This is a genomic window from Candidatus Merdisoma sp. JLR.KK011 (assembly GCF_036941125.1).
Taxonomy (GTDB): Bacteria; Bacillota; Clostridia; order Lachnospirales; family Lachnospiraceae; genus Laedolimicola.
This window is the reverse complement of sequence record NZ_JAYWSZ010000004.1, coordinates 721,749-742,389: the sequence shown is the minus strand read 5'-3', so window position 1 is coordinate 742,389 and position 20,641 is coordinate 721,749. Positions and strand designations below refer to the sequence as shown.

General features: G+C 47.8%; 20 protein-coding genes. 16 read left to right on the top strand and 4 right to left on the bottom strand.

Going from position 1 to position 20,641, the window contains the following annotated elements:
• The first annotated feature begins 3 nt into the window (after window positions 1-3).
• Together VV089_RS17440 and VV089_RS17435 are read left to right on the top strand one after the other, a co-directional pair.
• Window positions 4-900 carry a carbohydrate ABC transporter permease gene (locus VV089_RS17440; protein WP_334336786.1) on the top strand — a complete coding sequence of 299 codons (897 nt, stop codon included), beginning with the start codon at window positions 4-6 and terminating at the stop codon, window positions 898-900.
• Window positions 901-907: 7 nt separating this feature from the next.
• Entirely contained in the window at window positions 908-2,539 is a 1,632-nt protein-coding gene (locus tag VV089_RS17435; protein WP_334336785.1) for a hypothetical protein, read from the top strand.
• Window positions 2,540-2,565: 26 nt separating this feature from the next.
• Here VV089_RS17435 and VV089_RS17430 read toward each other — a convergent pair whose 3' ends face one another.
• The gene (locus tag VV089_RS17430) at window positions 2,566-2,742 is read right to left on the bottom strand and encodes a GHKL domain-containing protein (protein WP_334336784.1); all 177 of its coding nucleotides are present in this window, start codon (window positions 2,740-2,742) and stop codon (window positions 2,566-2,568) included.
• Between the two features lie 257 nt (window positions 2,743-2,999).
• Between VV089_RS17430 and VV089_RS17425 the strand changes: the two genes are divergently transcribed.
• The 4 genes from VV089_RS17425 to VV089_RS17410 are packed head-to-tail and all read left to right on the top strand — an operon-like array spanning window position 3,000 to window position 6,440.
• The gene (locus VV089_RS17425) at window positions 3,000-4,163 is read left to right on the top strand and encodes a hypothetical protein (RefSeq protein ID WP_334336783.1); all 1,164 of its coding nucleotides are present in this window, start codon (window positions 3,000-3,002) and stop codon (window positions 4,161-4,163) included.
• On the top strand, window positions 4,153-4,962 hold the full coding sequence (locus VV089_RS17420; RefSeq protein WP_172541803.1) for a hypothetical protein: 810 nt from the start codon (window positions 4,153-4,155) through the stop codon (window positions 4,960-4,962). Before VV089_RS17425 ends, VV089_RS17420 begins: the two co-directional genes overlap by 11 nt.
• Complete coding sequence (locus VV089_RS17415) at window positions 4,955-5,803, top strand: hypothetical protein (protein ID WP_172541804.1); 849 nt, start codon at window positions 4,955-4,957, stop codon at window positions 5,801-5,803. The genes VV089_RS17420 and VV089_RS17415 overlap by 8 nt, the downstream gene beginning before the upstream one ends.
• Window positions 5,796-6,440: an ABC transporter ATP-binding protein gene (locus VV089_RS17410; protein WP_172541805.1), complete on the top strand. Its 645-nt coding sequence runs from the start codon at window positions 5,796-5,798 to the stop codon at window positions 6,438-6,440. Before VV089_RS17415 ends, VV089_RS17410 begins: the two co-directional genes overlap by 8 nt.
• A 309-nt stretch (window positions 6,441-6,749) precedes the next feature.
• Here VV089_RS17410 and VV089_RS17405 read toward each other — a convergent pair whose 3' ends face one another.
• Window positions 6,750-7,235: an FMN-binding protein gene (locus VV089_RS17405; protein ID WP_172541806.1), complete on the bottom strand. Its 486-nt coding sequence runs from the start codon at window positions 7,233-7,235 to the stop codon at window positions 6,750-6,752.
• 155 nt (window positions 7,236-7,390) lie between these two features.
• On the opposite strand from VV089_RS17405, the gene VV089_RS17400 reads away from it, so the two are divergent.
• The 9 genes from VV089_RS17400 (at window position 7,391) to VV089_RS17360 (ending at window position 17,801) form a co-directional block, all read left to right on the top strand.
• Window positions 7,391-8,257, top strand: coding sequence for a YitT family protein (locus VV089_RS17400; RefSeq protein WP_172541807.1), 867 nt, complete (start codon window positions 7,391-7,393; stop codon window positions 8,255-8,257).
• A 584-nt stretch (window positions 8,258-8,841) separates the two neighbouring features.
• Window positions 8,842-9,930: a PucR family transcriptional regulator gene (locus tag VV089_RS17395; RefSeq protein ID WP_334336782.1), complete on the top strand. Its 1,089-nt coding sequence runs from the start codon at window positions 8,842-8,844 to the stop codon at window positions 9,928-9,930.
• A 54-nt stretch (window positions 9,931-9,984) separates the two neighbouring features.
• Window positions 9,985-10,674: a cell division ATP-binding protein FtsE gene (gene ftsE / locus VV089_RS17390; protein WP_172541809.1), complete on the top strand. Its 690-nt coding sequence runs from the start codon at window positions 9,985-9,987 to the stop codon at window positions 10,672-10,674.
• Window positions 10,664-11,578 (top strand): permease-like cell division protein FtsX, encoded by a 915-nt coding sequence (ftsX, locus tag VV089_RS17385; RefSeq protein WP_172541810.1) that lies wholly within the window; start codon window positions 10,664-10,666, stop codon window positions 11,576-11,578. The genes ftsE and ftsX overlap by 11 nt, the downstream gene beginning before the upstream one ends.
• A 30-nt stretch (window positions 11,579-11,608) precedes the next feature.
• A complete protein-coding gene (locus tag VV089_RS17380) occupies window positions 11,609-12,907 on the top strand; it encodes a murein hydrolase activator EnvC family protein (protein WP_334336781.1) in 1,299 nt (432 codons plus the stop codon).
• A 119-nt stretch (window positions 12,908-13,026) separates the two neighbouring features.
• Entirely contained in the window at window positions 13,027-14,244 is a 1,218-nt protein-coding gene (locus VV089_RS17375) for a S41 family peptidase (RefSeq protein ID WP_172541811.1), read from the top strand.
• 388 nt (window positions 14,245-14,632) lie between these two features.
• Complete coding sequence (ulaG, locus tag VV089_RS17370; RefSeq protein WP_172541812.1) at window positions 14,633-15,736, top strand: L-ascorbate 6-phosphate lactonase; 1,104 nt, start codon at window positions 14,633-14,635, stop codon at window positions 15,734-15,736.
• A gap of 19 nt (window positions 15,737-15,755) precedes the next feature.
• Window positions 15,756-16,211 (top strand): PTS sugar transporter subunit IIA, encoded by a 456-nt coding sequence (locus VV089_RS17365; protein WP_172541813.1) that lies wholly within the window; start codon window positions 15,756-15,758, stop codon window positions 16,209-16,211.
• 51 nt (window positions 16,212-16,262) lie between these two features.
• A complete protein-coding gene (locus VV089_RS17360) occupies window positions 16,263-17,801 on the top strand; it encodes a PTS ascorbate transporter subunit IIC (RefSeq protein WP_334336780.1) in 1,539 nt (512 codons plus the stop codon).
• A gap of 25 nt (window positions 17,802-17,826) precedes the next feature.
• Here the strand turns inward: VV089_RS17360 and VV089_RS17355 are convergent, their stop codons facing one another.
• Both VV089_RS17355 and VV089_RS17350 read right to left on the bottom strand, forming a co-directional pair.
• Window positions 17,827-19,503 (bottom strand): IS66 family transposase, encoded by a 1,677-nt coding sequence (locus tag VV089_RS17355; RefSeq protein WP_334334951.1) that lies wholly within the window; start codon window positions 19,501-19,503, stop codon window positions 17,827-17,829.
• A 4-nt stretch (window positions 19,504-19,507) separates the two neighbouring features.
• The gene (locus VV089_RS17350) at window positions 19,508-19,690 is read right to left on the bottom strand and encodes a hypothetical protein (protein WP_172541642.1); all 183 of its coding nucleotides are present in this window, start codon (window positions 19,688-19,690) and stop codon (window positions 19,508-19,510) included.
• Window positions 19,691-20,128: 438 nt separating this feature from the next.
• Here VV089_RS17350 and VV089_RS17345 point away from each other — a divergent pair, with 438 nt between their 5' ends.
• Window positions 20,129-20,437, top strand: coding sequence for a PTS sugar transporter subunit IIB (locus tag VV089_RS17345; protein WP_172541815.1), 309 nt, complete (start codon window positions 20,129-20,131; stop codon window positions 20,435-20,437).
• Window positions 20,438-20,641: the final 204 nt, after the last annotated feature.

Sequence of the window (20,641 nt, the reverse complement as noted above, 5' to 3'; positions counted from 1 at the left end):
CAGATGCAGATAAAAACAATCTTCCGTTTCCGGGTATGCAGACGAAGCCTGGTAAAAAATACTCAGAGAAATATAAGAAAATTCAGCCTGTTTTTTCTGGCGGTTTTCTTTTTGCTGCCGGCTGTCCTGGTACTTTCCGGCACCATCTTAAGCCGCTGGGAGCTGGAACAATGCCTGGCTTCCCTGACCGGCGGAGCGGGAGAATATATCACCTGGAAGTTCCTTCCCAGATACCCTGACTTTGAGCACTATGCACGCGTACTCTTCTATACGCCCCAATTTTTTGTAGTATTCTGGAACTCCATGAAAATCGCAGTTCTGGTACTCTTGGGCCAGCTCCTCCTGGCTGTACCGGCCGCCTGGGCTTTTGCAGTATACAGATTCCGTTTTCGAAAGATACTGTTTACGCTGTATGTAGTCCTGATGCTGATGCCCTTTCAGGTAACCATGCTCTCCAGCTACTTAGTGCTGGACGGCTTACACCTCATCAACACACATGGAGCCGTTATCCTTCCGGCGGTATTTTCCACCTTTCCGGTATTTCTTATTTACCGGGGATTTTGCGCCCTGCCGGAGAGCATCATCGATGCGGCCCGTGTAGACGGCGCGGGAGAGTGGACGATCTTCCGGCAGATTGGCCTCCCTCTGGCCTCGAACGGCATCCTGTCAGCAATGGTACTGGGCTTCCTGGAATACTGGAATCTTATGGAACAGCCTCTGGCATTTTTGGAAGACAAAAGCCTGTGGCCCCTGTCCCTCTACCTGCCGGAAATCCGTCTCGACCAGGCAGGCTATTCCTTCGTAGCATCCGTCATCACGCTAATCCCTCCGGTATTCGTATTTTTGATCGGCCAGGAATACCTGGAACGGGGAATTGTGGCATCAGCCCTAAAGGAGTGAGTTCAAAATGGAAATGTGGAAAAAGCAGAAAAAAACAGCCATCGCCTTTTGCGTCTTTCTAAGCCTGATGTTCCTGTGTACCCTGGTGTCCCGGGCAGTCTACGCTTCCCGGCTTCCCCAGATAACCACAAAGAAGCCGGAGCGCACCGCCCTCATCCACAAGGTAGAAACGGAAGGCCTCGTCAGTCAAGGCATGGAATACGCAGTCAACACCTTAAGCGGTCTGCGCTGCCGGACTGTCCACGCTCACGTAGGCGATCGTGTCACAGCCGAAACCCTCCTGTTCGAAATAGATATGGAAGATTTAGAGGAACAGATTAAGGAACAGGAAATGATCATAAAAAAACTCTCCCTGACCATCCAGGAGCAGGAACAGAATAAAAACCTTGCAGCAAACGAGAAAAAAACCGAGCAGGATCGGGCCAAAGAAGACTACGACCGCACGGCAGAAAACGCTCAGGACAACGTAGATCGGGCCAAGGAAGATTTAAAAGGAGCCCAGGACGCCCTGGAACAGCTAAAGCAAAACCCAGCCGCTGTCACGTCAGAGGAAGAACGTCAAAAAGCCCAGGCAGAGTATGACGCATGGTCTCTAAAAGAACAAGAGCTCCAAAAAAATCTCAAAGAAGCCCAGAACGAAAAAGAAAATGCAGAAGCTGCCTTAAAAAAGCTGGAAGAACAGGGAGCAGCTCCAGGCGATCCAAGCTTAGAGGAAGCAAAAGCAAGCCTGGAGAACGCAGAAAAAGCATATACCGAAGCAAAATCCCAATATGAAAGCCACACATCCGCCCCGATTGCAAAGCCCGACTACAGCAGCGAAGACACAGCAAAAGCAGCCTGGGAAGAAAAAAAGAGTTCCCTGGAAAGCAGCATAGGATCCGCCGAGCGAAGCCTTTCAGACGCAAGGAAAAGCCGGGACGACACCCTCCTGGATGCCAAACGCCGCCTGGATGATTCGGGGAACCCGGCCGCCGCCGACAACAGCCTGGCCATCAACCGCCTGGAACTGTCCGTCCTCCAGGAAAAGCTGGAAAAATACAAGGAAATCCAGGGCACCGGCGGCTGTATTTACCCAGAATCCGACGGAATCGTCACCCGGATCCAGGTAAGCCCCGGCGAACGAATCCCCGACGGCGCAGCCGTCGTCTACGCAGACCTGGAAAGCCCCCTGGAATTCCGCATCACCCTGACAAAAGAACAAAAAAAATATGTCAACCAAGGCGACACAGCAGACCTATCCCTGGGAAAATCCAAAGAATCCGTAACGGTAGACTATGTGGCTCCAAGCGAAGCCAGCCCAGAACTTTTTGAAGCAATCATTTTCCTTCCCCAGGGAGTAGGAACCTTAGGACAAAGCGGAATATTCACCACCGAAACCCAGACCGAAACCTTCAACTGCTGCATCCCCCTAGAGGCCCTCTACACCGATCAAAACGGCAGAAGCTACATCTACACCCTAAAAGAAAAATCCGGAATCCTAGGCCCCGAACTAGCCGCCGAGCTCACCTACGTAAACATCCTGGATCAAAACAGCAGCTACGCAGCCATCGAAGAAGGCATCATAGACAGCGAAACTGAAATAATCATAAGCACCACCGAGCCCCTGGAAGACCGCGCCATAGTCCGCCCCAAAGAATAAATAAGAGTTGTACGAGTTCACAGTTCCTATTGCTTTAATGATATGATTGTATTGATTTCAATAAAAGAATCAGGAACAATCCCTGCCGATTCAATGGCATTATCAATCAGATTGCAAAACAGGGAAGCAAGGTCATTGTCGGCAATGACCTTGCTTCGTATGTCGGCATGAAAGGTTATGCGACCTTTGATACATTGCTCCATATAGCGGCATAGAATAGAAATTGTATGAAAAGACATTTTTTTATAGATTTTGAGAAGAGACGAATATTTGTGAAATGACCAAAAAAGGGAAAACAATGTTGTTTCATGCAAGAAGGGTTGAAATTATGGAAAATATAGGGATAATGGAAATTGTCATTGAAAGGCGCCGAGAAGCTGAATCCTTGATTTTTACAGGGGATGAGGTGATTTGGGGTATTGATCTTGACACTGCCAATCTGATGTAAAAAGGAGATATTATGAAAAAGAGCGTTTCAAAAAAGACATTTGTCTTGTCTGTGCTTATGTCTGCCGGTATTCTGTTGACGGGCTGTTCCGGTACGGAAGCAGAATCCTCGGAGAGCACACCGATGGGAAGCAGCACAGAGGCGATGCAGGGGAGTGTAGGTGGGACAGAAGCTGGAACAAACCATATCAGCGAGAAGCTGTCCGATATGTTGGTAATTGATGCGGATGTAGTTTTGCCGAAAGAGCAGGTATATAGCGTGTATGCGTTGACAAAGCAAGCGTTTCCGAGAGAGGATTTAGATGTTTTTTTCGGAGCGTCGGAAGCAGTCGTAACGGTTCACCCGGAATGGGAGGGGGCATATTCTGCAAAAACGGAAGAGGGCGGATACTTTAGTACGGATCCCTATGGAAATTTTACATATGCTAAGGATGAGGAAAGAGACGACTATATCGTATATTTGGTGGAATCCGCATATTATAATGCTGGCAGCTGTTCTTTCCAGAAGGAAGAAATACCGGATTTGTCCTTCCTAAACGCAGAGAATGCCATTCAGATGGGAAAGGAAAGGATTAAGGAACTGACCGGACAGGATTCTGAGGTTCTTGCTGCTTATGCTCTGAACCGGGAAATACTAACAGAGCTGGAGGAGGAGTATAGGCAGACTCAGAAATACCAGGAAGATGCACAGAGAGGGAAAGAGACTACGGTCGATGACTGGTCGGATGAAGATGAGATATACTATATGGAGTTTGAATTGACGAAGGATGGTCTGCCGATTTACAGCGGCATCCATGAGCCGGGCATATCCATGGCAGTGGAAACCTTTTGGACGGCTGAAACCCGAATCACTATGCTGCTTGATAAGGATGGGATTCGCTATATAGTCAGTAGGGGTGGAATTTTTGACGCCAGCCCGGAAGCAGAGGCGCAGACGATTATCTCAGCGGAGGCAGCATTGGAAGCGGTAAAGGAAATTTATGTGAATACCATATTGAACTCGCAGGTTACAATCTCTCGGATATGGCTGGAATATGTGGTTGTACCGGACTGGGAAGAGAAGGAACAGTATAAGCTGGTGCCTTATTGGTGTGTGCAGATAGATTCGCCTTCGGGAAACAGCAGTGCGGAGCGGATCAATGCGGTAACGGGAGGCAATCTAGCCTATGGAGAATAAAAGGGCATTGCCCCGTCTGTTTGGTGCTGAATTTAAGAGGAGTCTGACGGTGAGATTTCTCCTTGTACCGGTCGGTGTGGTGTTGTGCATCTGTCTGGATACCTGGAACCAGATACCATTTATGTGGACATCTCCTGAGACTGTGGATGTATATTATTATTGGTGCAATTCTTTTATATTTGGAGGCTTTTATGGTATCTATGTGGTTCCGATGCTGGCGGCGCTTCCCTGTGCAGTAACTTTTTGCGAAGAATACAATACGAATATGCTGAGAGTGCTGCTTATGAAAGCAGGGAAGAGGAAATACTGCATGTCCAAGGTGCTTACGACGTTCCTATCGGGAGCTCTTTCGGTATCGGCAGGCGGGATTGCTTTTATCTTCTTGGCAGATTTTTTTGTTCAGTTGTTCAATCGGGCCAGATTGCCGGAGACAGAAGCATTTCCTTATTATGAATTTTTACTGCAAGGTAATGCTGTCTGCTATTTTGCAGCGGTTCTCTTCCTTTTGTTTTTGACCGGAGGGCTATGGGCAACGGCAGCTTTGCTGGTATCGTCATACTTCCCTAATATCTATGTGACGGCGGCGTCTCCTTTGATTCTGTCCTTTTTGGCAGGCCGGGCTTATTTGATTTTGAAGATTCCCGTCAGACTTCGGCTGGATTTATGGCTGCAGGGCAGAAGCTCCGCCGGTACAGATCAGCTTACCATTTTGTGTTCTGCGTTGGTTGTGCTGGGACTGACTGTGGGATTTGGTATTCTGTTTTACCAGAAGCTGAAAAGGCGGGTGGAGAATGAGTAAGGGACTTCGGGTTTTTTGTTTTCAGCTAAAGCAGGAACTGGTGCAAGTCAGGGTGCTGATCCTGTTCATGATTCTTGCTGTGTTTATCTATTCCTATCTGGAGCCGGTGGCTAATCTGGCACAGGCGGTTGGTGAGAAAGTGAGTCCGTGGGCTTTTCCGCATCTGATGAATGATTACATCTGTCAGATGGTTTTTATGGTGAGTGCAGTCTTCCTGTTTAGCACAGCACCCTTTGAGGGGAAGGCTCATTACTATATCATTCAGCGTTCCGGGAGCCTTTCCTGGCAGTTGGGTAATGTACTGTATATTCTAGCATCTTCGTTTTTGTTTGTGGGGTTTATATGGATACTTAGTGTTATCAGCCTGCTTTCACAAACCAAGTTTAGCGGCGATTGGGGAATCATCTGGGGGACATTGGCAAGGACAAACGCAGGAAATCAGTATGATGTCCCGTTTACGGTGTTTGCTTATATTGTCGGTGTGCTTTCGCCGGTGGAGACGACTGCAATCAGCTTCCTGCTTGAGTGGGCGTGTGTCTCATGGATGGGGCTGGTGGTCTATTTGTTCAACTATATCACAAAAAAGATGACAGGGATATTGGCGGCATCGTTCTTTGTGTTTTTGGATGTGATGATCTACAATTCGTGGACGCCCAAGGCATATCTTTTCTCACCGGTGACGTTGGCACAATTGAAGGCGATGTCAGGGAACAGCTTATCCTATGGCGTATCTTTGAAATATGCAGTGGTGTTCTTTACGGTGACAATCACGGTTTTTATTGTAATATGCTTGGGTCAGGGAACAAAAAAAGTAAAGAAATGGGGACGGAAAAATGAATGATAGAAGGATTCTTTTTAAAAATGTCTCTAAGACAATAGACGATCAGACGATATTGAAGGATATCAATCTGGAGATACCTAAGCAGGGGATTTATGGAATTGTGGGCAGGAACGGTTCAGGAAAGACGGTGCTGATCAAGTGTCTGTGTGGGTTTATGCCTGTCACGGAGGGCGAGATATGGGTAGGAGAAAAACAGGTCGGGCGTGATGTGGAATTTATTGAGGATACAGGCTTCATCATCGAGACACCGGGCTTTTTGCCAAGAGAATCCGGATTTCGCAATTTGAGATATCTTGCCTCTATCCGGAATGTGGTCGGAAAGGAGCGTATCAGGGAGTGTATCACCATGGTTGGCCTTAATCCGGATGATAAGAAATGGGTAGGGAAATACTCATTGGGGATGCGCCAGCGGCTGGGGATCGCACAGGCTATCATGGAGAATCCCAGTCTGATTATCCTTGACGAACCCATGAATGGGCTGGACAATCATGGCGTGGAGGAGATACGAAAGCTCCTGCTTGGATTGAAGGAGGAGGGAAAGCTAATCCTTATCATCAGTCATAACCGGGAGGACATCAACCTGCTCTGTGACAGGGTGTATGAGATGGATATGGGAGTGCTGACACAAGTAAGGTAAAAATAGCAGAATACAGCGATTGTTTTTTATATGTGGGAAGGTGTGCCGTAGTGAAGTGAAAACTGTATTGCGATACACTTTCTTTTTATATGCCGCTAAAGAAGCTCATCGGCGGTGCATGAGTAGTGCAGATAAATCTTCCCTAAACGCTCCGTCTGATCGGAACGAACATTACTCAAAAACAAACCAACACACAAGGTTCAAAAGTAATGTTCGATCCGGGCGGACGAAGTGTACAAGAACTGTGCGAACACAGATATGGAAATGCCCTCCGGCTTATTTTACGTTTCTCCTGTATATCTCCCAAACCTATTCAGCCGCTTCATCAGAATGTTCCTTATTCTTCTTTGTCTCATCCTCCGAAGCCGCCGCCTTATCAAGCGCCCGTTCCACCGCATCCAAAATCACCAGAGAAGTATATTGATTTTCCTCCGGATATGTAATATGATCAAGAGACTGGGAAGCGATAATCTGCTCTGCCAGATTGTCAAGAGCCGGTTCCATAAGCGGATACATTGTAGAAACCATCTCACTGACATTTACCATCTGAATAGAAGCAATCGCATCCTTATCCACCGTTACAGCAATATCCACGGCATTGCCGTTCAGCATAATCGACGAAGTATACACGCCTGGCACATATTTATCAGAAGTATCAGTGGAAGCCGGTTTGCCGTCCTTAGGAGCAAACATAAACACCAGAAGAAGGATCAGAAGAATACCCAGGGCGACAAAGATCCCGGTGTAAATCAACTCCTTCATGCGGAGGACCACAATTTTAGTTTTTGAGCTCAAGAGAAGCCCCTCCCATACAATTCGATTGCTATAACCTATGCGGAAAAAGACAGGGATAGAACTGCAAAACAAGTAAAAACTATGGGATAAAAAGACAGGACTAAAAGTGCATTTTCATAACATAGAACATCGGGACGAAAGGAATAAAAGAAATCATGGGAAAGAAAAGCCAGACAATTGTAAAAGAATATCTGCTGATAGCAGCAGGAACCGCCCTCATAGCATTCGCCGTAGCTTCCATCTACGATCCTTCCGGCTTTGTCACAGGCGGATTTTCCGGCCTGGCCATCATTGTAAAGCAGCTCACTGAAGAGCTGGTTCCGGGCGGCGTCCCCTTAGCCGTGACCAACCTGGTGCTCAACATCCCGGTATTCCTCATAGCCATCCGCTTAAAGGGCTGGAACTATATTGTAAAAACCCTCTTGGCCACGGTAATGCTGTCTGTCTGGCTGGGGGTCCTTCCCGTAGTGCCCTTAGCGGCCGGCGATCTCCTGCTTACCGCCCTCTACGGAGGCGTTGTTATGGGCGTGGGAATCGGCCTTGTATTCTTAAGTCAGGCCACCACGGGCGGCACGGATCTCATAGCGGCCATTATACAGCACTTCTGGCGGCATTACAGTATCGCCGATATCATGCAGGTCATAGATGCCATGATTGTACTGGCCGGAGCTTACCTTTTCGGGATTCAGATGGCTCTCTACGCCGTAATATCCATTTATCTCGTATCGAAGGTATCTGACGGCATCATAGAAGGCTTAAAGTTCTCCAAAGCCGCATTTATCATCACCAGAAAGCCCGACGAGCTCTCCCGGATACTGATGGACGAGCTGAGCCGCGGCGTCACCGGCCTCTCTGCAAAAGGCATGTATTCCGGCGAAGAAAAAAATATGCTTTTCTGTGTGGTGTCCCGAAAGGAAATCGTCCGCCTCAAAGAGCTGACCCTGGCTCTGGATCCGGACGCCTTCGTCATCGTTACGGATGTTCGGGAGGTATTGGGGGAAGGGTTTATTGAGACAAAGTAGAAGAGCTGCTTTTCTATCTACGCCTGCGCCCCAAAACCTTGGAACCAACAACTGTAACCTCTGTCAAACTGTCTCTTATGATTTCAAGTATCAGTTCGTAGGCTTCACGAAATCAGGGATATCATTTTATCTGTCATGTGAAATGGCGGTTTGCAGCCACCCATTGGAGGTCGCCTCCTTCGGAACTTTTATTTGCTATGCTCTTTGTTTCTTGGCTGTCTTGTGCTTATTTGTTTCACACTTGCAGCTGCTATGAGTGTACGAATTAATGACCAAGGACTTTATTTGTACGACATCATAAACATAAAAAAAGAAGCGCGTAAGCCGCAGCATAATGGAAATAGTTTCTTTTGTGAACAATGTATAGGAAAATAATTTGAAAAAAATCCCAAAAAGTCGAGGAAATGCATAAATTTTTTTACATTTCCTCTTTTCTTTTTTGTGATTTTGCATTAGTATATAGATTAGGTATTTTTATTTTTACATAATAAGGGGAAATTCTATAGGTGATATTGCCAGCGGAATCAAAAACAAAGATCTGGCGATGTGCACAAAAAGACAAGCAAAAGGAGCAGGTAAAGACTATGATTTCAAACCAGATACTACAGAATACCATCGAGGGGTTAAAGGGAATCACCCGGATAGACCTTTGCATTATTGATACGGAAGGGAAGGTGCTGGCTTCCACGTTTCCCGAGGCGGAGACCTACACAGGCTCTGTCCTTGCATTTATTGATTCCCCGGCAGACAGCCAGGTGATCCAGGGCTTCCAGTTTTTTAAGGTTTTTGACGAGAACCAGCTGGAGTACATTCTTCTTATCAACGGCGGCAGCGAGGACGCCTACATGATCGGCAAGATCGCCGTATTCCAGATTCAGAATCTGCTGGTTGCCTACAAAGAGCGTTTTGACAAAGATAACTTTATCAAGAACCTTCTTCTTGACAATCTGCTTCTGGTGGATATCTATAACCGGGCCAAGAAGCTTCATATCCAGGCGGAGGTCCGCAGAGCTGTCTATGTGATTGAGACCGGAAAGGAAAAGGACAGTGCGTCCCTGGAAAGCCTCCGGGCGCTGTTTGGCACCAAGTCCAAGGATTTTATCACAGCGGTGGATGAGAAGAACATCATTGTAGTAAAAGAGCTTGGGGAAAACGAAGGCTATCCGGAGATGTATAAGACGGCCCGGGTGATTAAGGATCTGCTCACCAACGAGGGCGAAGATCAGGTTCACATTGCTTACGGAACCATCGTAGGCGAGATCAAGGAGGTGTCCCGCTCCTACAAAGAGGCCCGTATGGCTCTGGATGTAGGAAAGATCTTCTTCGAAGAGAGAGACATTGTGGCATACAGTACCTTGGGAATCGGCCGCCTGATTTACCAGCTGCCCATTCCGCTGTGCAAGATGTTTATCCGCGAGATCTTTGACGGAAAGTCCCCGGATGATTTTGATGAGGAGACGCTTACCACCATCAATAAGTTCTTTGAAAACAGTCTGAACGTTTCCGAGACCTCCAGACAGCTTTACATCCACCGGAATACCCTGGTATACCGTCTGGATAAGCTGCAGAAAAGCACAGGGCTGGATCTTCGGGTGTTTGAGGACGCCATAACCTTTAAGATTGCATTGATGGTTGTGAAGTATATGAAGTACATGGAGACCATAGACTATTAAAAGCAGCAGAATCCTGGACCGGACAGGAAAAGCACTGAGGAGAGAAAAGAAAAAATGATCGATTTGGAAAATGTGACAAAAGCCTATTCCACAGGCAACCATGCCCTCAACGGCGTCAGCCTGCACATTGACAAGGGCGAATTTGTATTTATCGTAGGGGACAGCGGATCGGGAAAGTCCACCTTGATCAAGCTTCTTCTAAAGGAACTGGAACCGACCTCCGGAACCATCAAGGTAAACGGAATCAATTTAAATAAAATGAAGCAGCGCGCCATTCCCAAGTACCGCCGGAAGATCGGCGTGGTATTTCAGGATTTCCGTCTTTTGAAGGATCGGAACGTCTATGAAAATATCGCTTTTGCCCAGCGGGTGGTCATTACGCCTACCAAGAATATCCGTAAAAACGTGCCGGCCATGCTGTCTTTGGTGGGGCTGGCAGAGAAGTATAAGTCCTACCCTAAGCAGCTCTCCGGCGGCGAACAGCAGAGAGTCGCCCTTGCCAGGGCTCTGGTCAATAAGCCCAACATTCTTCTGGCGGACGAGCCTACGGGAAACCTGGATCCGAAGAACTCCAAGGAAATTATGAAGCTTCTGGAAACCATCAATGAGAGAGGGACCACCGTGGTAGTGGTAACCCACAACCAGGAGATTGTGGATCAGATGAAGAAGAGGGTAATTGCAATGCATAGAGGCGTCATCATCAGTGACGAGCGTAAGGCTGGGTACATACAACATGCGAATTAGTACGATTGGCTACTGCCTAAAGCAGGGGCTTAAGAATATCTGGAGAAATAAAATGTTCTCCCTGGCATCCATTGCCACTATGTCCATCTGTATCTTTTTGTTCGGCCTGTTCTTCTGTGTGGTTCAGAACTTCCGGTATATGGTGGAGGAAGTGGAAAGCGGCGTGTCTGTCAGCGTGTTTTTTGACGAGGAGATTTCCCAGGATCAGGCGGCCATGGATGAGATCGGGGCAAAGATCCGGGCCAGGGAAGAGGTAGAGGAAGCACAGTTTGTCTCGGCAGAAGAAACCTGGGAATCCTACAAATACATCTATTTTGCAGAAGCGCCTCATCTGGCGGACGGATTTGCCAACGACAATCCCCTTGCAAAGCAGGCTCATTATGAGATTTATCTGAAGGATGTGGAGGGGCAGAGCACTCTGGTGGAATATCTGGAATCCGTGGAGGGAATCCGCCGGGTAAATAAATCCGTAGAGGTGGCAGAGATTCTCACAAGCTTTAATCTGCTGGTGGGGTATGTGTCCGTTGCCATTATCATTCTGCTCCTATGCGTCTCCGTATTCCTGATCAGCAATACGGTAACCATCGGAATCGCAGTGCGGAAAGAAGAGATTGCCATTATGAAGCTTATCGGCGCTACCAACGCCTTTGTAAAAGCGCCTTTCGTAGTGGAAGGGCTTTTGATTGGAGTGATTGGGGCGTCCATTCCTTTAAGCCTTCTCTATCTTCTCTATACAAAGCTTGTGGGGTATATGGGAGGACAGTTTGACAACCTGACAGGACTGATGCAGTTCCTTCCCATTGATGAGATGTTTCGGACGCTGCTGCCGGTGGGACTGGCGCTGGGCGTCGGCATCGGATTCTTTGGAAGTTATCTCACTATTCGGAAGCATTTGAGAGTCTGAAACCGGTAAACGAAAAGGATGTTTGCAGAGATGAAAAGAAAGAGCTGTATTTACGGACTGCTTGCGGCGGTTCTGTTGACAACCGTACTGTATCATTCCGGGAAGAACCCCGTCATGGCTTCGGAAGCAGAGATTTCCACCGGCGGCTCTTCCGGGGAGAGTTCAGAGAAAACAAATACAGAAGAAAAAAAGCCTTCTGGTTCCGGCGGCAATAAGATCGATACAGATAAGCTGGAACAACAGAAAAAGGATGCGCTGGATAAAATTAAGGATATCAAATCAGACATTAACCAGATAAAGAAAAATATCCAGCAGCTTGAGGCTGATAAGAGTAATTTGCAAAATTATATTGCCCGTCTGGATGAGGAGGCTGCGTCCCTTACGAGGCAGATTGAGAAGCTGAATGAGGATATTGAGGAGAAAAAGGAAGAGATTGTTCAGGCACAAGCGGAGCTGGACGAAGCCCAGAGAGTGGCGGATCAGCAGTATGAGGATATGAAACTCCGAATACAATACCTGTACGAGAACGGGAACCCTTCTTATCTGGAGATGTTTCTGACAGCCGACAGCATCGGGGATTTCCTTAACAAGTCCACTTATGTCAAAGCAATGTCGGAATATGACCGGAAGATGATGGACGAATACATTGCACAGAAGGAAGCGGTTGCCGCGGCAAAGGCGGTTCTGGAATCCGAGGAGGAGGAGCTGGAGCTCATGGCGGATGCCGCTAAGGAGCAGAAAGAGACCGTAGAGGCTCTGATTAAGAAAAAGACGGCGGAGATACAGAGCTATCAGGCGCAGATTGACAGTCAGAACAGTGAAGCGGCAGAATTCAAAGAGGATTTGGAGGAACAGGAGAAGCTGCTGAACCAGATTGAGGAGCAGATTGCGGCTGCGGCCCTTGCCAATGCCAGTATGGACGACGGGGACGGCGGCGCCTCCGGCTTTGTGTGGCCTTGTCCCAGCAGCCGGCGGATCACCAGCGGCTTTGGCCCGAGAACCCAGCCTGTTCCGGGAGCGTCCACCAACCATAAGGGAATTGACATTGGAGCTGCGCATGGCTCGTCTATCGTGGCAGCGGCAGGTGGAAGGGTGACCACGTCAACCTACAGCGGCTCGGCCGGAAATTATATTGTAATTTCTCACGGAAACGGACTTTCCACTGTGTACATGCACTGCTCGGCTCTCTATGTATCGGCAGGAGATGTAGTCAGTGCCGGACAGAGTATTGCGGCAGTGGGCTCTACGGGCTTTTCCACCGGGCCTCATCTGCATTTCGGCGTGATTAAGAACGGGGCTTACGTGAATCCCCGGAATTATGTGGGATAGAATAAAAGAAAATTGCGTATAGTTAAAATAAGGAAACCAGGGGGATGCCGCAAGGCCAAGCGTGAGAGAAAAGCTTGTTTTGCGGCAGCCCCTTTCGGTTGCAGGAGATGAGGTACAAAATGAACGAGAAAAAGCAGCTGTGGAAAGGCATAGCAATCGGATTTGCAGTGACGCTGGTTGTGATCCAGGCCGTGATGTTCTGCAACAGCCTTCTGAAAAGCCGTGTCCGGGAAGAAAAGCAGGTGAATCTCACGGACGAGGCGGTTCAGGAGAAGCTCACAGAGATTGAAGGCCTGATGAACGATTATTTTCTGGATGAACTGGATGAGGAACAGATAGAGACCTGGCTTTATAAGGGGGCCGTGGCAGGACTGGGGGATCCCTATGCGGCATACTATACGGTAGAAGAATATCAGAGCCTGCTTGATTCCACCAACGGCAGCTACTGCGGAATCGGCGTGGAAATCTCCCAGAACATCAACACCGGCATTGTAACCGTGGCCCGTGTGTTTGAGGACGGGCCGGCCATGGAGGCTGGGCTTCGGCCGGGGGATATTCTCTACAAGGTCGGCGATGCGGAAGTGACAGGGATGGATCTGACCATGGTCGTTTCCCAGATCAAGGGAGAGGAAAATACAAAGGTTCTTATCAGCGTAGCCAGAGAAGGGGAGGAGGACTATCTGGAATTCCAGGTAGAGCGGAGAACCATAGAGATCCAGACCGTAGGCTCTGCGATGCTGGAGGATCAGATAGGATATATTTCCATCACCTCCTTTGATGACGTGACCACGGATCAGTTTATGAAAGCGCTGGATGAGCTGGAAACCCAGGGAATCAAAGGGCTGATCGTGGATCTTAGGGGGAACGGCGGCGGACTCGTCTCCAGTGTGTGCGCTATCCTGGACCGGCTGCTTCCGGAGGGGCTGATTGTGTACACAGAGGATAAGTACGGAAACCGGGAGGAGGAGACTTCTGATGCCGAGCATTACTTCGATAAGCCCCTGGCTGTTCTGGTGAATGGAAACAGTGCAAGCGCCTCGGAGATATTTGCCGGAGCCATCAAGGACTACGGCATTGGAACCCTTGTGGGTACCAAAACCTACGGAAAGGGAATCGTACAGAAGATTTATCCCCTCCACGACGGGACGGCAGTTAAGCTGACGGTATCCAAATACTACACGCCCAAGGGGAATAACATCCATGAGATCGGCATTGAGCCGGATGTGGAGATTGATCTGGAGGAAGCTTTGAAAAAAGAGGTGGTAGTTCCCCTGGGAGAGGATAACCAGGTTCAGAAAGCGCTGGAAGTGCTGAGGCCGGAAATAGAAAAACAGTAATATAGCCATATGAGTTAAGGAAAAGAGCCGGGGGTTCGCAGAAACATAAGAATCACCGGGCTCTTTTTTGTGGGAAAATTTGTTTCGGCGTATAACTGATTTTTGTCTTGTATTGAAAAAATGAAACATATAAAAGTTCAAATAATTCATAAAAATAAAAAGTCTTATTGAACTTGCACAAAAAAGTGAATAAATTTAGGATAATATAGAGATTAAAGTATACATTAATTACAAAAATTACTAATTTCAATATAAACGAACATAAAATAGTTCAAACAATCATAAAAAAGATTGCAAATAAAGAGGCATTTCGGTAGAATAATTTCAGCAAGAAAGTTAAGGGCTTTGCAGTAAGAAAGTATTCAAAATAAGAAAGGAAGATGAAAAAATGTCCAAAGTAAATGAAATCACCCGGGAGAGCTGGATTATGAGCACATTTCCCGAGTGGGGAACCTGGCTGGTGGAGGACATCGAGAACGAGACGGTTGCTCCCGGCAATGTGGCTATGTGGTGGCTTGGATGTACCGGCGTCTGGTTCAAGACCCCAAAGAACACAAACATCACCATTGACCTGTGGTGCGGAAACGGAAAAAGAACCCATGGGGACAACAAGATGAAGCCCGGCCACCAGATGGCGAATATGTGCGGAGGGCGGCTGATGCAGCCGAACTTAAGAAACGTTCCCTTTGTAATCGATCCCTTTGCCTTCAAGCATGTGGATGCAGTGCTGGCAACCCATTATCATCAGGATCACATGTCTGCCGAGTGGGCCGCCCATGTGATTCAGAGCGGCATGACTACCACCGACGAGAACGGAAATGAGATCCCGGTTCCCTTTATCGGCCCGAAAAAGTCCGTAGAGACCTGGATGAAATGGGGTGTTCCGGAAGACCGCTGCATTACCGTAAAGCCCGGCGATGTGATTAAGATTAAGGATCTGGAGATTGTGGCCCTGGACAGCTTTGACCGCACCTGCATCGTAACTACCGATGATACAAGCGAGAACAGAGAAGAGCTTACAGGCGTATGTCCGGTTGATATGGATGACAAGGCTGTCAACTATCTGGTAAAGACTCCAGGCGGAAACATTTACCATTCCGGCGACTCTCATTTCTCCATCTACTTTGCAAAGCACGGCAAGGATTATGATATTGATGTGGCATTCGGCTCCTTCGGTGAGAATCCTGTGGGTATGCAGGATAAGATGACCTCCATCGACATTCTGCGCATGGCCGAGAATCTGGGCTGCAAGGTAGTTGTTCCCATCCATTGGGATGTATGGACTAACTTTCAGGCAGACTGCGAGGAGATTAAGGTTCTGTACGACTTCAAGAAAGACCGCAACGAGTACAAGTTCCACCCATTCTTCTGGCAGGTAGGCGGCAAGTATACGTATCCGCAGGATAAGGATAAACTGTACTATCACCACAGAAGAGGCTTCGAGGACTGCTTCGAGCATCCTCAGAACATTCCGTTCCGTTCATGTCTGTAGGTTGCAAAGGAGAGAAGGTATGTTAAGAGAATTCGTAGAAAAAAAGCATTACTTTTTTGCAGAGGAGGCTCCGGATTGGAAGGAAGCCATCCGCATGAGCTGCAAAAGCCTTGAGGCGGACGGAACCGTGGAAGCCAACTACAAGGAGGACATTATTGCCTGTGTAGAAAAGCACGGCCCTTACATTGTAATTATGCCCAATGTGGCCATGCCTCATTCCCAGGAAAATGCCGTGGGCGTGAATAAGACAGCCATCGGCTTTATGAAGCTTGACAAGCCGGTAAGCTTTGCGCCGGGAGATCCGGAAAAGGATGCGCAGTTGTTCTTCACTCTTGCCTCCTGCAACCCTGAGCAGCATCTGGATAACATGATGAAGCTGTCCGAGATGCTGATGAACGAGGATGTGGTAAAGGCCCTGGCCGATGCGAAGACACCGGAGGATTTGCTGAAGATACAGGAACAGTATCTGGATTGATAAAAGAAAATTATATAAAGCTGCCGCAAAATTAAGATAAGGAGAGTGTGTATGGATATTTTAATGAAAGCTTGGTCGTATTTTGCTACAAATATTTTACAGCAGCCCGCATGGATGATAGGACTCATCGTTTTATTGGGATATATTCTGCTTAGGAAGCCCTGGTATGATGTGCTTGGAGGCACTATCAAAGCCGTAGTAGGCTATATGATTCTGGCCGTTGGTTCCGGCGGACTGGTAAGTAATTTCCGTCCGGTGCTGGTAGGCTTAAAAGAACGTTTTAATCTGGACGCAATGGTAATTGACCCTTACTTTGGACAGAACGCCGTAACGGCCGGAGTGGAGGAGGTATTTAAAAAATCCTTCTCGCAGGTTATGATGCTTCTTCTGATTGCATTTATAGTAAATATCATTCTGGTACGTCTGCGCAAGATAACAAAGCTCCGTTCCCTGTTCACTACCGGACATGTGCAGGTACAGCAGGCATCTACAGCCTTCTGGCTGATTCTGTTTGCGCTGCCGGCACTGAAAGACAATAATACGGCGCTTCTGATTGTTATGGCTGTCGTACTCGGCCTTTACTGGGCGGTAGGTTCCAATCTGACCATTGAACCCACACAGGAGCTGACTGACGGAGCGGGCTTCTGCCTTGGACATCAGCAGATTATGGGTGTGGCCCTGTTCTCCTGGATTGCAGGCAAGATGCATGAAAGAGATGAGAAGAAAGGCAAGAAGGTTTCCAGAAGAATTGAGGATATCGAGCTCCCGGGCTTCATGTCCATCTTCAACGAGAATATGGTATGCACCGCATTGCTGATGACGGTTTTCTTTGGTGCAATCCTGCTGATTCTGGGCCGCGATTATCTGATTGAGGCCGGATTCTTAGGAGAAAATGCAAGCTTTTTGTTCTACATCTTGACCCTCTGCCTGAACTTTGCCGTATATCTGGCAATCCTGCAGCTGGGCGTAAGAACCTTCGTAACCGAGCTGACCCAGTCCTTCCAGGGTATTGCCAATAAGCTGCTCCCCGGTTCCGTGCCGGCAGTAGACTGTGCCGTAACCTATGGCTTCGGCTCCCCCAACGCAGTTCCCATCGGATTCCTGTGCGGCGCTGTAGGACAGTTCCTGGCAATCGGAGTTCTGATTCTTCTGCAGAGTCCCGTACTTGTAATTGCCGGATTCGTGCCTGTATTCTTTGACAATGCAACCATTGCAGTTTATGCAAATAACAAGGGCGGTATGAAGGCGGCTATGATTCTGCCTTTCATCTCTGGTCTGTGCCAGGTATTCGGTTCTGCGCTGATTGCAGGCTGGGTAGGCATGGCGGCATACGGCGGATACTTAGGTATGTGGGACTGGGCAGTTGTATGGCCGGTATTCACCGTACTGATGAGATACTTAAGCTATGCAGGTCTTGCTATTGTGGTAATTGCGCTTCTGGTGATTCCGCAGCTGCAGTACCGTGCGGATAAAGAAGGCTATTTCCTGATTACCGAGGATTATGAGGCATATAAAGAGCTGAAGGCAAAGAAGGCAGCGGTTACTGTTCAGAGGTCAGCTTGTGATAAACAAACCGATGGTGTAGACTAATCTTAGTCGAAACCATCGGTTTTCTTTATCCAAATATCTCGGATACTCTGTTATATAAATTTGATTCTTCGTTTTGGCGTATCTGAATAAGCATGCTCATGCATTCACAGAGATACTCGATGGACTCGAATCCCCTGAATGACACAGCCTGCTGCTGCTTGCGCTTATATCCTCTAAGCAGACGCTCCGCTTCATTGTTTGTAGCCGGAACTCTGTGATCATGCAGGAACAGAAGATGGTTGGACATGTATTCTTCCATCCGCAGATACAGGTTGTATCCGTCCTTATAATACTCACTTGCTGGAATGTATTCGTATTCCTCTTTCGCTTTTTGCAGTATTGCCCGGTAGCGTTCTTCATACTCCCTGACCTTTTCGGTGTCAGGAGGCGCCTCTTCCGGCAGGCCGTTCCGGTAGTGGATCATTTCCTGTACCAGAGCACGCATTTCCTTGTTCCAGGTCCGGTCAGCCTCATTATCTATGCTGTCCTTCAGATAGCGGAGGACATGCGCAAGACACTCCTGGTGTTGTGCACCATAGTTATAAAAGGTTTTCTCATGATCGTGAACCAGGATTCCCTGGTAATCTTCGACCGGGGTGCCTTTTACTCCTTCGTGCCCTTTTTTCCTGCGTGCAAAATACATCGCTTTTCCATCCGGGGCAGCGCACACAAATACATAAGCATTTTTTCCGTTTTCCTTTGCGTTGGTACAATCCGTATGAAGGACGGGGCTAAGCAGCAGATCGGCAAACGTCGCTTTTCGTTCCTGTTCCGTTTTTTTGGCAAATTCCCTGCCAAGCTTATTAACCATGCCCTTGGATATGCTGAGCCTGCCATCAGTCAAATCGGAAAGGAATTTCCTGCTTTTGTCGATGGAAGTGCAGCAGTCGTTATTCAACAGAAACAGGAAGGCCTTGACGCTTCCACCATAATTCACCTCGTCCACAACGCCGGGAGGAAACTCCGCATGGATCCGCTCGCCGGTTTTGGAATTATAATACACATCTGCGTGGTATTCCGTGACCTCCAGTATCGTACGTATGTTGACCAGCTGTTTCACGATCGTTTTTGAAGTCTTTTTGAAATCCGGATCTTCCAGCACTTCCCGGGGCGGCGGCAGCAGAACCGGATCCGTGGCAGGGATCTGCTTTTTCCTGCGGTGTCCCGGATGTCCCGGCTGGGCGCCCGGCTTACGGCCGCTTTTTTCCCGGCCGTTGGAGATCTTCTTGCGGCGGAGCGTTTTGGAAGAAGGGATGGAGGAATTTTCATAATCCCGGTTGATTTGCGCCCTCAGCTTCAAGTTCCTGCCCTTTTCCTCTTCCAGCGCCGTTTCCAGCCCATAGATCTTATGGCGCTGCCGGGTTGCCTTGTCCAGTGCGGCGTCTCTCTGTCTTTCTGCCTTTATGGCACGCCTTTCCATTCGTTCCAATTCTTTTCGCAAGGCCGACAGCTTTCGCTCGCATTCCTTTTGAAGTTCTTCAAATATCTCAAACCATTGATTGCGGACGGAAACGGTTTCACTGCGGGCACGTGAAAGCTCGTCCTTCAATTTCCGGATTTCCCGTTCCAAAGAACGTAATTCTTTCAGGTATTCCTCCTGCATGCGGACATATATTTCACCGGATTTGAAAGCGCATATCTGTGCGTTGGCCGCTTTCAGCCTGTATTCAAGAGTGGTGGTGTATTCAAAGGAAGCGTTCATGTGGTCAGCCCTTCTTTAAGGAGTCAAGAATTCTGTTCATCAGCGCCGATAATTCACCGTTGTGTTCCTGTTGGGCCTTAATGATGCGTTCCTGCTGCCTGATGATTTCATTTTTTGCCTGGACTTCCTCTTCGAGACAGGCAACGGCCTTGTTAAGCAGGACGATTTCATCTTCCATGTTTTTCATTCTCTCAATCCTCCGTTTTCATAAGGCAATTATACTATAGATGCCCTCAAAATGCGAATTTCCGTATTTGAGGGCATGGTCAATTTGACGGTGGATAATTTAAAAAAAGCGAGTAAATATTATCCATAAAAAGAGGGCAAGGAAGCATGCCTGGGACGAAACGGAAGACAGAAATGTGGATAACTTTCTGATAAATAAAGCGGACAGAAAAACTATAAACATCATTTTTCTGTCCGCTTTATTTATCCACATATAAAAAATTTAAATTTCGTCACTTTTCACAATCGTCAAATGTAGGGAGTGAACAGTAACAGGCAGCGAAATAAATAGGAAAAGATTTCCGCAATAACGTTGACTTTTATGAAATATTTTATTATCATAATGATAGAATAATCTTAAAACCCTTTCGACAAAGGGAAAGAAAAGGAGAATGCGGTTATGGCTAAGGATAATATGAGCTTTATGGTTTGCTGTGCAAATGGAGCAGGTTCCAGCCTGATGATGAAGATGACCCTGGAGAAGACCTTAAAGAAGATGAACATTAAGCCGGGAAAGATTCATCACTGTGCTCTTTCTGAGGGAAAAAGCGCAGCATCCCAGTACGATGTAGTGCTCTGTGCTCAGAATTTCCTCAATATGTTTGCAGACGCCCAGAAAAAGGGAACCACGGTTGTGGGACTGCGCAACATTATGTCCATGCAGGAGATGGAGGAGAAGATGACCGAAGCCGGTATTGAGGCAAACTAAGTGCGGACGACATACCTGTTTTGGGCGAAGATTAAATAGAAAACTGGTATGAAGACAGCCGAGAAGAGAGCGTCTTCCGGTAATATAGCCGAAAGACAGCTCTCTTTTTCATTCCTGGGAAAACGTCTCTGTTTTTTGATTGGCTTGAACGTAAATGGCGGCAGAAAAGATCTGAAAAAAGCAGCATTGCAGGACAGAAGAAAG